This window comes from Undibacterium sp. Ji83W, assembly GCF_049340385.1.
In the GTDB taxonomy this organism is placed as follows: domain Bacteria; phylum Pseudomonadota; class Gammaproteobacteria; order Burkholderiales; family Burkholderiaceae_D; genus Undibacterium.
In genome coordinates this window covers 499,524-511,627 of sequence record NZ_JBMPOZ010000001.1, presented here as the reverse complement: position 1 = coordinate 511,627, position 12,104 = coordinate 499,524, and the positions used below count along the sequence as shown (strand labels likewise).

Annotated in this window: 10 protein-coding genes and 1 pseudogene; 7 read left to right on the top strand and 4 right to left on the bottom strand. The window is 51.0% G+C overall.

The annotated features are described in order from the left end of the window. The first annotated feature begins 5 nt into the window (after positions 1-5). From msbA to waaF, 3 genes are read left to right on the top strand one after another with little or no spacing between them, the layout of a single operon-like run. Positions 6-1,751, top strand: a complete 1,746-nt coding sequence (gene msbA, locus ACO0LD_RS02310) for a lipid A export permease/ATP-binding protein MsbA (protein ID WP_423003307.1) — start codon at positions 6-8, stop codon at positions 1,749-1,751. Positions 1,752-1,768: 17 nt separating this feature from the next. Further along, on the top strand, positions 1,769-2,347 hold the full coding sequence (locus tag ACO0LD_RS02305; protein WP_423003305.1) for a peroxidase-related enzyme: 579 nt from the start codon (positions 1,769-1,771) through the stop codon (positions 2,345-2,347). Then, positions 2,344-3,396, top strand: a complete 1,053-nt coding sequence (waaF, locus tag ACO0LD_RS02300) for a lipopolysaccharide heptosyltransferase II (protein ID WP_423003303.1) — start codon at positions 2,344-2,346, stop codon at positions 3,394-3,396. Before ACO0LD_RS02305 ends, waaF begins: the two co-directional genes overlap by 4 nt. Before the next feature lies 1 nt (position 3,397). Here waaF and ACO0LD_RS02295 read toward each other — a convergent pair whose 3' ends face one another. Beyond that, positions 3,398-4,153, bottom strand: a complete 756-nt coding sequence (locus tag ACO0LD_RS02295) for a substrate-binding periplasmic protein (RefSeq protein WP_423003301.1) — start codon at positions 4,151-4,153, stop codon at positions 3,398-3,400. A gap of 152 nt (positions 4,154-4,305) precedes the next feature. Further along, a complete protein-coding gene (locus ACO0LD_RS02290) occupies positions 4,306-6,165 on the bottom strand; it encodes a PHA/PHB synthase family protein (protein WP_423003299.1) in 1,860 nt (619 codons plus the stop codon). Between the two features lie 287 nt (positions 6,166-6,452). Between ACO0LD_RS02290 and fabI the strand changes: the two genes are divergently transcribed. From fabI to ACO0LD_RS02275, 3 genes are read left to right on the top strand one after another with little or no spacing between them, the layout of a single operon-like run. Continuing rightward, complete coding sequence (gene fabI / locus ACO0LD_RS02285) at positions 6,453-7,232, top strand: enoyl-ACP reductase FabI (RefSeq protein ID WP_423003297.1); 780 nt, start codon at positions 6,453-6,455, stop codon at positions 7,230-7,232. A 17-nt stretch (positions 7,233-7,249) separates the two neighbouring features. After that, complete coding sequence (locus ACO0LD_RS02280) at positions 7,250-8,671, top strand: bifunctional enoyl-CoA hydratase/phosphate acetyltransferase (protein ID WP_423003295.1); 1,422 nt, start codon at positions 7,250-7,252, stop codon at positions 8,669-8,671. After that, the gene (locus tag ACO0LD_RS02275) at positions 8,668-9,894 is read left to right on the top strand and encodes an acetate/propionate family kinase (RefSeq protein ID WP_423003293.1); all 1,227 of its coding nucleotides are present in this window, start codon (positions 8,668-8,670) and stop codon (positions 9,892-9,894) included. The genes ACO0LD_RS02280 and ACO0LD_RS02275 overlap by 4 nt, the downstream gene beginning before the upstream one ends. Before the next feature lie 84 nt (positions 9,895-9,978). Here ACO0LD_RS02275 and ACO0LD_RS02270 read toward each other — a convergent pair whose 3' ends face one another. Beyond that, positions 9,979-10,302: a hypothetical protein gene (locus tag ACO0LD_RS02270; protein WP_423003291.1), complete on the bottom strand. Its 324-nt coding sequence runs from the start codon at positions 10,300-10,302 to the stop codon at positions 9,979-9,981. A 371-nt stretch (positions 10,303-10,673) separates the two neighbouring features. On the opposite strand from ACO0LD_RS02270, the gene ACO0LD_RS02265 reads away from it, so the two are divergent. Next, complete coding sequence (locus ACO0LD_RS02265; RefSeq protein ID WP_423003290.1) at positions 10,674-11,327, top strand: hypothetical protein; 654 nt, start codon at positions 10,674-10,676, stop codon at positions 11,325-11,327. Positions 11,328-11,418: 91 nt separating this feature from the next. On the opposite strand, the pseudogene ACO0LD_RS02260 reads toward ACO0LD_RS02265, so the two are convergent. After that, positions 11,419-12,024: pseudogene (locus tag ACO0LD_RS02260) on the bottom strand (ribonuclease E/G); the annotation flags it as partial. Positions 12,025-12,104: the final 80 nt, after the last annotated feature.

The following is a 12,104-nucleotide window of genomic DNA, read 5'->3' as shown; positions in this document are numbered from 1 at the left end:
ACACTATGAGTTTGATCAATAAAGAAACCATCGATGTGTTCCGCCGCTTGTGGCTGGCCATCACACCATATCGGTCCCGCGTGTGGTGGGCACTGCTGACCATGCTGGGCACGGCTTCGACCGAGGTCATGTTCCCCAAAGTATTGCGCTATATCCTTGACCATGGCTTTCATGGCAATGCAAAAAACCTGGCCTTATGGATGGTGCCAACTGCCATCATCGGGATTTTTTTATTACGGGGTATTTGCACCTTTACCACCAGCTACCTTATGACCTGGATATCCACCAGGCTGCTGAACCAGCTACGTGCAAGTGTATTTGGTCGCATCCTGAATGTGCCCATCAGTTTTTACCAGAGTGAATCCAGTGGCCGCATCATCAACACCATCATGTTTGAGGCGCAGCAAATCGTCGAGATGCTCAAGGTCTCGATGACGACGCTGTTCCGTGATTCGTTGACTGTCGTAGTTTTGCTGGCAGCCTTGTTGTGGAGTAACTGGAAACTGACCATCATTGCCCTGATTATGATGCCCGTCATGGCTTATCTGGTGCGTGGTGTCAGCAAGCGCTTGCGCAAGCTTAATCAAAGCCAACTGGATGTCAGCAATGAACTGACACAGGTCATAGAAGAAGCAACCCGCGCGAGCCAGGTGATACGCATTTTCGGTGGACAGAAATATGAACAGGAAAGGTTCGAAGCCAAGAATGAAAAGTTGCGCGGCTATGCCATGCGGACAACTGTCGCGGTGGCATCCACCACTCCGTTGACACAACTGGCGGCAGCGATTGCGGTGGCGGTAGTCATCATGTTTGCGGTATCGCAGGCAGCACAGGATTCAACTACAGCCGGAAGTTTTATAGAATTTGTCGCTCTCATGATGTTATTGCTGACACCCTTGAAGCGTCTGGCAGACTTGAACGGGCCTATGCAGCGCGGCATGGCTGCCGCAGAATCAGTGTTTTCCCTGATTGATACTGCGCCAGAAACTGATAGCGGCACAGCCTTGCCGGCCCGTGCGCAAGGCAAGCTGGAATTTGTACACACCAGCTTCTCTTATCCAGGCCAGGAACAGGAAGCCCTGAAAGACATCAACCTCAGTATAGCGCCGGGTGAAACCATCGCCCTTGTCGGCATGTCTGGCGGTGGCAAGACTTCGCTGGTGAATCTGGTCCCTCGTTTTTACACGCCAGATTCTGGCGACATCCTGCTGGATGGTATTTCGTTGCAGGATATTTCCTTGTCCAGCCTGCGCGAACAAATTGCCATGGTCAGCCAGAATGTGGTCTTGTTTGATGACACCCTGGTGTCAAATATTGCCTATGGTGACTCCAACCCTGACCCCGCACGCGTGGCGGCGGCAGTGCAGGCAGCACACCTGACCGATGTCGTGCGTGATTTGCCCGATGGCTTGAATACAGTAATAGGCGATAATGGCATGCGTCTCTCTGGTGGACAAAGGCAACGCCTCGCCATCGCCCGCGCCATCTATAAAAATGCACCGATATTGATACTGGATGAAGCCACATCGGCGCTCGACAGCGAGTCTGAGCGCGCCGTGCAGGCTGCACTGGATGAACTGATGCTGGGCCGTACCACGCTGGTGATTGCCCACCGTTTATCAACCATAGAACGCGCCAGCCGTATTGCCGTGCTGGTCGACGGCAAGATAATCGAGATGGGTACGCATGCAGAGTTGCTCGATAATGGCGGCACGTATGCCAATCTGCATCGCCTGCAATTTGCCGCCTGATTGATAAAGGAGAAGCCATGACTACCGCAATTTCCCGTTTCCCTGTTCCAGAAATAAAAGACCTGCCGGACGACATACGCGAAAAGGTATTGGCCGTGCAGGAAAAAGCTGGCTTTGTACCGAATGTATTCCTGACACTGGCGCACAGGCCAGATGAATTCCGTGCCTTCTTTGCCTATCATGATGCCCTGATGCTGAAGACCACCGGCAACCTGAACAAGGCCGAGCGCGAGATGATAGTCACTGCCACCAGCGCCAAAAACAATTGCCTGTATTGCGTGGTTGCCCATGGTGCCATTTTGCGTATCTATGCCAAAAATACCCTGGTGGCTGACCAGGTTGCCGTCAATCATTTGAAGGCAGATATCACGCCACGCCAAAGCGCCATGCTGGATTTTGCCATCAAGGTCTGCCTGGATTCGCAAAGTGTTAATGATGCTGACTATGCATCATTGCACAGTCATGGCTTTGATGATGAAGATATCTGGGACATCGCTGCCATTACCGCATTCTTTGGTTTGTCGAACCGTATGGCAAATGTGATTTCCATGCGCCCGAATGATGAGTTCTTCCTCATGGGACGCACGCCAAGATGAGTGTAGTCGTGCAAAGTCCTGCAAACCGCATCCTCGTCATTGCACCCAACTGGATAGGTGATGCCGTCATGGCGCAGCCTTTGCTGCAGTTGCTGAAACGCGACCATCCGCAAGCTGCGATTGACGTGCTGGCACCCGCCTGGGTAGCACCGGTTTTACGCGCCATGGTGGAAGTGGATACGGTGCTGGAAACGCCATTCAAGCATGGCTCACTGCAATTGCGTGAGCGCTGGCGTTACGCAAAAATCTTGCGTCAAAGAGGCTATGCAGCCGCCTACGTTTTACCGAATACCCTGAAGTTTGCACTGTTGCCCTGGATGGCAGGCATCAAAAAACGTGTAGGCTACAAGGGCGAAAGCCGTTACGGCCTCATCAATGTCATGCATCATGACAGCAGGCCCGTACCGCGCGCCATGGTGGCATTTTATGCAGCACTGGCCAGCAAGCCAGTGACTGATCTTGTGCAGAGTTTCCCCAAGCCGCGCTTGCAAATTGCGGCGACGCAGATAGACGCAGTCATGCAGGATATGGGTTTGTCGGCACAGCAGCCTTTGATCTGTTTTGCCCCCGGTGCAGAATTCGGCAATGCCAAACGCTGGCCAGTCAGCCATTTTGCAGAACTGGCCAGGACCATCCTGCATGCGCATCCTGATGCGCAAATTGTCTTACTGGGTTCACCCAAGGATGTGGAAGTTTGTCAGCAAATACAGGCAGCTTGCCCTGCCGTTCACCAGTTTGCTGGCAAGACCAAACTGGATCAGGCACTGGCACTGATAGCAGCAAGTGACGCCATGGTGTCGAATGATTCTGGCTTATTGCATATTGCCTCGGCATTCAACCGGCCCGTGATTGCCATCTATGGACCGACTGACCCTGATCACGCACCGCCATTTTCTGATATTGCGCATTCTCTATCGCTGCGTCTGGCTTGCGCCCCCTGCAAGCAGAGAGAGTGCCCGTTAGGTCATCATGACTGTATGAACAAGCTCGACAGTCACATGGTCTGGCAACCCTTGCAAGCGCTATTGACAACTGGAACTGCCACCTGATTTATCTGGATAGGTTAACGGCAGGCATGGACCCGTCTTGTTGCCCTTTTTTAATGGCCTTGTTGATCTGCTCAATAATGCCCTTATCTTGCGACGCCAAAATCGCAAAGTGGATGTAATCCACAAACAGAAAATGGTCAAGCACCTTGAATGTCACACCCGGCGGCATGGGCGTGTCTGGGGCTATCTCGGGCATGGTCTTGTTCAGCATGGCTTCCACCTTGCGCGGGTCGGGGTCATGATGACTGAACAGCATGACGTCCGTGCGCTTGCTGAGTAGTTTTTTCAAGCGTGAAGGCAGGGAATACACATCATCTTCTATCAGCAGCAAGCTTGCTTTGGCCTTGTTAAATTCGTCGCCATAGGTAGAGCCACGCACCATGCCCACGGTTTTGCCCTGTAAGTCAGACAAGCGGGAGAATGCAAAACTCTTGTCACTCCTGACCACCAGCCAGACATGGGTGGCAAAAGCTGGAAGAGAAAAATGCAGGGTTTGCGCCCGTTCCCTGGTTTTCGACAAACCAAAAGCCAAGCCTTCACCTTCATTCAAGCTTTGTAAAAGGCGATTCCAGGGATAGCGCCGGTATTCAAACTGTACTTGCAATTCCTTTTCCACATAGCCCACAGCTTGTTGAAAGACAGGATTGTAAGGGACTTGTGGACTATTGGTAGTATTGGATTCGGCGATCAGCAAGACTTCCTTGCGCAATTCTGCGGCCCAGCTTGTTGATGAAAAAATCAGGGGAAGAGCGGTCAAAAGATGTCTTCTGAGCTGATGTGACTTTTTTAATATCATCGTTGTGACTTCCCCCGCAATTTAGCTGTGCATAGTGATCAACAATCGCTATCGTCAAAAACGATTCTACTCCTTATGATTTTGGGGCATATTTCAAATGATGTTATTTAAGTTTATTTTGCAAATACATAGCTGCCTGGAGCAACACCCAGGCCCTTATCGGTGACAACCCTGGCTTTGATGCGCGTATTGCTTGAATGGCTTGCCAGCCAGGCTTGCCAATGTGTCCACCATGAACCTGTTTCAGTTGTTGCCGCAGCCAACCAGTCATCCGCTTGCTGGAATGAGGCCGCACGCTGGTCTGCTGGCAAGTGTTGATATGTGCGATGCGCATGGCCGGGTTCAGAAACGATACCTGCATTATGGCCGCCAGATGCCAATACAAAATCAATAGGTGCATCTGTCAGCACATGGATTTTATAGACAGAGCGCCAGGGCGATACATGGTCACGTGCAGTGCCAATCACGTACATAGGAGTGTGAATATTATTTAGCGCCACGGCATGTCCATGCACTTCATAACGGCCTTCTGCCAGGTCATTGTGCAGGAACAGGTGCTTCAGATATTCGCTATGCATGCGGTAAGGCATGCGCGTGGTATCGGCATTCCATGACATCAAATCGTTTGGCGAATTGCGTGTGCCCAGCTGGTATTCACGCATGATCTTTGACCAGATCAGGTCGCGTGAATTAAGCAATTGAAATGAACCCGTCATTTGTTCGCCAGTGAGATAGCCTTGTTCCCACATTTGCGCATCCAGCATGGCTATTTGGCTTTCATCAATGAACAGGCCAAGTTCGCCAGGCTCGGTAAAATCAGTTTGTGATGCCAGCAAAGTCACCGTCTGCACGGTTGGCAAGTGATGGGTGTATTCTTTGGCATGTTCACTCGCCAGCGCTGCCGCAGCAATGGCCAACAAAGTGCCGCCCAGGCAGTAGCCGACTGCATGCACAGTTTTGTGCTGACTTGATTTGCCGACTTCTTCGAGCGCTGCAAACAGGCCACTGTCGAGATAATCCTGCATACCAAGATGACGGTCTTCCTTGCCTGGATTTTTCCAGGAAATCATGAAAACCGTGTGACCCTGACTCACCAGAAAACGCACCAGTGAATTATGCGGCGACAGGTCGAGAATATAGTATTTCATGATCCACGAAGGCACGATCATGACCGGCTCTGCGTATACTCTGGCAGTTTGCGGTGCATACTGTATGAGTTCTATCAGGTGGTTGCGAAACACCACTTTACCTTCAGTCATGGCGACATCCCGGCCTGGCTGGTAAGACAGTTGTTCAGTCTTGCGTTCACCCGCAACTACGTCCGCAAGCACATCAGGAATATTGAATTCCAGGCTGCGATCCTGCATCCAGTGCGCTGCACCTGTCATGAGGTTTTTGCCACCAGTTTCCTGCGTGCTGGCAATGACTTCGGGATTGAGCATGGGGAAGTTGGATGGTGAAACTACATCCAGCATTTGCCTGGACATGAAGTTGACGACATTCTCATGATGGGCACTGACGCCACGCACGCCAGTGGTCGCCACTTGCAGCAATTCTTGCCCTTGCAAGAATGACTGGCTCATGGCATTGAAAGGCCAGTTAGCCCAGCCAGCATAAGAAAAGCGGCTATCTGCCGGTGCACTTGATACACTCTTTTCTTCTACAGGACTATTCTTTAAAGATGACATTAATTGTGGCCAGCTACCCATCTGCTTTTGCAGCAAGTTAGCCAGCTCTATCTGCTTGCCGGGTGACATTGCGATATGCATGCCCCAATCCATCCAGGCCAGTGCCATGCTGGCAGGCGAGAGGCCGCCAGTCAGTTTGGCGATGTTGTTTTGCAAGAGCATGTCCAGAGGATGTACTTCTGCTTTGCCGTCACTGAGATAGCACAACTCTTCGTTTTTTTCTTTTTCCACAGACTTTGTTTCAGCTTGTTGATGGGGCAAGGCAGGGTTGTAATCAGTTTTCATCGGCACATCCTTATAGTTGGCCTGTAGGTCTGCACATTCTGGCAAACATGTCACTCAATTGAATTGATGCGTATCAATTGCATTGTGCAAATGCAGCAATACATTCAGAGTACACTTCTTCGTGATTAACAATCATCTTGTCTGGCCTTGTCTTCTCTTGTGTTGGTAGGGGATGCGAGCAAAGTTTGATCTGCATCAATCTATTGATGGACAACGCGACAGTTTCTGGCATGCGCAAGCAAGATGGCGCTCGCAGGTTTCCTACATCACCCGGATCGGTAAAACAAATGACTGAAGCAAGTTCTTCTTTTTCATTACAAGGCAAGCGTGGCATTATCATCGGCCTGGCCAATGAACACAGCATCGCCTATGGCTGTGCTGCCATGTTGCGGCAACTGGGTGCAAAAATGGTGTTGTCCTGCGTGAATGACAAAGCCCGACAATTCGTGGCGCCACTGGCAGGCGCGCTTGAATCAAGCTTGGTGGTGTGCGATGTCGAGCAGGATGGCTCGCTGGAAGCGCTGGTTAATGCCGCAGCCAAAGAATTGGGTGAGTTCGACTTTGTCATTCATTCCATCGCCTGGGCACCGCTGGATGATTTGCATGGTCGCGTCATCGACAGTTCCAGTGCTGGCTTCTCGCGTGCGATGAATGTGTCTTGCCATTCATTTGCCCGCCTCGCTAAATTATGCGAACCACATTTGAGCAAGAATGCCAGTATCATGACCATGACCTACTTGGGGGCAGAGGAAGCAGTTGCTCATTATGGCATCATGGGCCCGGTCAAGGCCGCGCTGGAATCAACAGTACGTTACCTGGCGACCGAGCTTGGCGCCAGGGGTACGCGGGTACATGCCATTTCCCCAGGCCCTGTGCCTACCCGCGCCGCATCGGGTTTGCAGGATTTTGATGCATTGATGCAAAAAGCCATAGCCCGCTCACCTTTAGGCAGGCTGGTGACACTGGATGAAATTGGCAGGCTGGCCGCCTTTCTGGTCAGCGATGCATCCTCCGGCATGACAGGCCAAACCCTGTATGTTGATGGTGGTTATCACATCGTGAATTGATGAAAGTCCAATATTCTATGAATACCATAAACACTGATTTGAACGAGCCAGACATCATTTCCAACGTGGTGTACGAAGATTTGCAAATAGGGCAGAGCGCCAGCCAGATACGTACATTGACTAATGCCGATATCCAGGCTTTTGCCACGGTATCAGGTGACGTCAATCCTGCCCATCTGGATGCCGAGTATGCAGCACATACCTTGTTCCATGGTGTCATCGCTCACGGCATGTGGGGCGGGGCGCTGATTTCCACTATCCTTGGCACGCGCCTGCCTGGGCCAGGTACGATTTACCTGGAACAAAACCTGCACTTTGCCAAGCCTGTACGCATAGGCGACACCCTGACTGTGTCAGCTACCGTCGTGGCAAAAGGCGACGAAAAAAAGCGCGTGACCCTGGACTGCGAAATCATTAACCAGAAGGGTGAGAGAGTCGTCTATGGCAATGCTCTGGTCATCGCTCCGACAGAAAAAGTCAGCCGCCCGCGCACCCACTTGCCTACCATGACCATGTTTGACCTGGGTGAACGCCAGCGCCATTTGCTGGACAGTGTCAAGGATTTGCCAGCGATACGCTGCGCGGTTGTTCATCCCTGTGATGCAGACTCCTTGCAAGGGGCAGTAGATGCCGCCAGGCAGGGCTTGATTATTCCGGTGCTGGTCGCCCCACTGGAAAAACTGCTCGCCGTTGCTGCAGCCGCGAATATTGATATCACAGGATTTGAAAAAGTTGATGCTCCACATAGCCATGCCGCTGCCGACATAGCCGCCGAAATGGCTGCCAAGGGCCAAGTGGAAGCCCTGATGAAAGGCAGCCTGCATACTGATGAACTCATGCATGCCGTGGTTGAATGCACTGACTTGCGCACTGGTAGACGGTTGTCGCACGTTTATCATCTGGATGTGCCCATGTATCACAAGCTCTTGTTGCTGACAGATGCCGCTCTGAATATCTATCCCACCCTGCCAGAAAAAGCTGACATACTGCAAAATGCCATCGACCTGGCCCATGCACTGAACATTCCTCTACCGAAGGTCGCGCTGTTGTCGGCGGTAGAAACGGTTAACCCTAAAATCATGTCTACGATCGATGCCGCTGCTTTGTGCAAAATGGCAGAACGCAAACAGATCACTGGCGCAATTGTTGATGGCCCGCTGGCATTTGACAATGCCATATCTGCCCGTGCAGCACAGATCAAGGGCATAGTTTCTGCCGTTTCTGGAGATGTTGATATTCTCATGGTGCCGGATCTGGAATCGGGCAATATGCTGGGCAAGCAATTTGAATATCTGGCAGGCGCTGCGACTTGTGGTGTCGTCCTGGGTGCAAAAGTGCCTATTGCATTGACCAGCCGTGCCGATGGGCCATCTTCCAGGGTTGCTTCAGCCGCACTGGTTAAATTACTGGCCCATGAATACCGGAAGAATGCACCATGAAAAACCCGGTCATCCTCTCTGTCAATTCAGGTTCGTCCAGCATCAAGTTTGCGCTGTACCCGTATACTGATGCAGGAGTCACGCGCAGCAATCTGACTGGGGTGATTGAGGGTCTGCAACCCGGTGGCAAGCCATTCATACAATTCCGTGCTGGCACCGAAGTGCAGCAATTGACTCTGGACGAAGCTGCAATCAAGGCGGCAGATGGTGATCAGTTTGCTGCTGCATTAGTAGCCCTGCATGGTTTATTGCTGAGTCATAGCGCAGACATGCAAATAGCTGCTGTTGCCCACCGCATAGTCCACGGTGGCGAGCGCTTTTCACCGTCCATTATTATTGATGATGACGCCCTTGCTTACTTGCATACCCTTGATACGCTGGCACCCCTGCATCAACCGCATAATCTGGAAGGAGTAACCGCCTTCCGTCGTGCCTATCCCGGCATACCGCAAATAGCCTGTTTTGATACTGGCTTCCATGCCGATATGCCTGCACGCGAAACCACGCTGGCTTTACCGCAATCTCTGCGTGCCATTGGCATACGCCGTTACGGTTTTCACGGCCTGTCTTACCGCTATGTCGCCAGCCACATGGCCCAGCAATCGGCACGCGCATTTGATCCTGCTGCCGGGCGCGTCATCATGCTGCACCTCGGCAATGGTGCCAGCGCCTGCGCCATGAAAAACGGCAAAAGCATCGCCACCTCCATGGGCTTTTCTGCACTCGACGGCCTGATGATGGGCACCCGCTGCGGCGCACTCGACCCCGGTGTCTTGCTGTACCTGATGCAGCAGGGCTGGGATGAAAAACGACTTGAAACGACTCTGTATAAAGAATCTGGTTTGCTGGGAGTTTCCGGAATTTCTGCTGACATGCGCACCCTGCGCGCCAGCAGCGACCCGCAAGCCAGCTTCGCGATCGATTTATTCACTTACCGCGTCATACGCGAATGCGGTGCATTAAGCGCCTGTTTGAACGGCCTGGATGTGCTGGTGTTTACTGGCGGTATAGGCGAGCACGATGCCGCTTTAAGACAGCAAGTGGCAGAAGGGCTGGCGTATCTTGGTGTGCAAGTTGATGCAAACAAAAATAGCGCAGCGCGTAGTGACGATATCATGGCAATCCATACTCCGAACAGCAGCATAGAAGTCTGGGTGGTGCCTACTGATGAGGGACGTATCGCTGCAATGGATGCGCAGCACCTACTCCACCCCAAGCAATGAGGTGAATTTTTTAAATGACTCTAAGTGATTACACAGCAGCCTTGGACCCAAAACAAAGTTTGCCGTAATATCAAAAATCTTGGCTCACTCTAGTTTTGCTGGTTGCGCCGATCTCTTCTTGATCACTTCAATTTTGGTTTTCAAGGTTTGTAATTCCTTTAGCGATTCAAGGGCTTTGGGAGACAGGTTTTCTGTCTCTTTCACGATGTCCAATAACACATCAGTGATCTGACCCAGTTGAGTACCATATGACGCTAGCTGAAATACTTGCGCCTCTATTCCTGCATCCCCAGAAACAGGCGGAATCATATTGTAGAACCAGGTTGTATTCGGCTCTATGCTTTGCGCAACACTGCCACTCCAGGGAAAGTGAACCTGTGGTGACCAAACCCATAACCATGGATACATGATAGCTCCTTGTTTTGATGAGAATTTCAATAAACAATCACAGACTACTTGAAACAAGAACGTCCTTTATTGACAGCACACCTCATTGACATGTCTTTTTGAATATCCGCACCATGGTCTACTCTTCAAGGAACTGTGCAGAGATGGGGATTATTTTACTCTTTGTTTGCGACTAATTTGTGAACCGCCACAAGTGGCGTGTCAGTCCATGACACTCTGTGTAATTGATTGGCAAGATGGTTTGTTGTGTTCGATGCTTGTTTAAATACCTTTGTTTTTCCAGCCACAACTTATTTTGATTGACCAGCGGGTTTGTTTGCTGCAATCATGCCGCTTTGAGTTTTTAGCTGAAATTATTGACAGGAGGGCAGATGTCCGAAGTAATTCGTGTAGCGTTGAACCGGCTTGACGGCGGAATTAACTGGCCTGACCGTTGTCCCGCATGTGGAGCAACAGGGCGATTGAGTAATGTAAAAGCACATATTGTACGTAGTACCGCTTCATACAATGTGGTCTCGGTTTCCGTTGGCGAGAAAGTGTCATCAATTAATTTTCCCATGTGTGCGAAGCATGCGTCCAGTAATGAATGGGCTCTGACTTTACTGGAAGGCGGCGTCTTCATGACAGTGCTCAGGGGGCTGGTGTATTTCTCCCTTTTTATGTCGTGTTTTTTCCTGTATCAGAAATTTGCCAATCACATGACACTTGTCGATCTTGCTTATATGCTTGGTGTCGGAAAAGTGGCGACAATAGCCTTCCTTGTGTTTGGCTGGCTGGGATTTCTGACACTGATGTGGGCAAAAAATGCCGCAAATGTCCGGCCATTGAAGTTCGTTGACAATGGGAAAATTCTCGTCATTCGATTTTTGAATGATCAGTACGCTACAGATTTTAAACGCGCAAATTCAAAAGCAACACAGATATTAAAAAAGCCGACAAAAGCATTTTTTCGCCGCCCCTGGTTCTGGATTATTTTATGCATAGGGGCTGCTTTCGTGTCTTTGGTGTACCTGTTGAAAGCCTAATGAAACGTGATGGACGTCCAAGTACGTCCATCCATTCCATCTTTTCATGTTGTTTGCAATAATTTCCATGAACAATTTAATCTCGATTTCATCACATCAAAATAATATCGTACTGCTCCTGATGAAACACACTCTCTACTTGCAGTGAAATCGGTTTGCCGATGAAATCACCCAGCATGGCCAGGTGTTGGGACTCCTCTTCGAGGAACATGTCGACCACGACTTGTGAAGCCATGATGCGGAATTCTCTGGGGTTGAATTGTTTGGCTTCGCGCAGCAGTTCGCGCAGGATTTCGTAGCAGATAGTGCGGGCGGTTTTGACCTGGCCTTTGCCGCTGCAGGCAGGGCAGGGTTCGCATAAGACATGGGCGAGTGATTCGCGTGTGCGTTTGCGGGTCACTTCGACCAGGCCAAGGGCAGAGAAATTGGATACCGATAGCTTGGTGCGGTCGCGTGACAGTGCCTTGTTGAGTTCTGATAGCACGGCGGTTTTGTGTTCTTCATTCTCCATGTCGATGATGTCGAGAATGATGATGCCGCCGAGGTTGCGCAGGCGTAGCTGGCGGGCGATGGCGTGGGCAGCTTCCAGGTTGGTCTTGAAGATGGTGTCATCGAAATTGCGGCCAGCGACGAAGCTGCCGGTGTTGACGTCGATGGTGGTCATGGCCTCGGTCTGGTCGACGATCAGGTAACCGCCAAATTCTGCTAACCTTAGTGCTGTATGCAGTCACACATTGACAGAAGAGAGTGCCTGAGCAACCGTCATAAGTCTCGCAT

Excerpts from the sequence above, each read along its gene's own strand:
- ACO0LD_RS02290 (WP_423003299.1), bottom strand. The coding sequence starts at position 6,165 with ATGAAAACTGATTACAACCCTGCCTTGCCCCATCAACAAGCTGAAACA.
- msbA (WP_423003307.1), top strand. The coding sequence starts at position 6 with ATGAGTTTGATCAATAAAGAAACCATCGATGTGTTCCGCCGCTTGTGG.
- ACO0LD_RS02275 (WP_423003293.1), top strand. The coding sequence starts at position 8,668 with ATGAAAAACCCGGTCATCCTCTCTGTCAATTCAGGTTCGTCCAGCATC.
- ACO0LD_RS02305 (WP_423003305.1), top strand. The coding sequence starts at position 1,769 with ATGACTACCGCAATTTCCCGTTTCCCTGTTCCAGAAATAAAAGACCTG.
- fabI (WP_423003297.1), top strand. The coding sequence starts at position 6,453 with ATGACTGAAGCAAGTTCTTCTTTTTCATTACAAGGCAAGCGTGGCATT.
- waaF (WP_423003303.1), top strand. The coding sequence starts at position 2,344 with ATGAGTGTAGTCGTGCAAAGTCCTGCAAACCGCATCCTCGTCATTGCA.
- ACO0LD_RS02280 (WP_423003295.1), top strand. The coding sequence starts at position 7,250 with ATGAATACCATAAACACTGATTTGAACGAGCCAGACATCATTTCCAAC.
- ACO0LD_RS02270 (WP_423003291.1), bottom strand. The coding sequence starts at position 10,302 with ATGTATCCATGGTTATGGGTTTGGTCACCACAGGTTCACTTTCCCTGG.
- ACO0LD_RS02265 (WP_423003290.1), top strand. The coding sequence starts at position 10,674 with ATGTCCGAAGTAATTCGTGTAGCGTTGAACCGGCTTGACGGCGGAATT.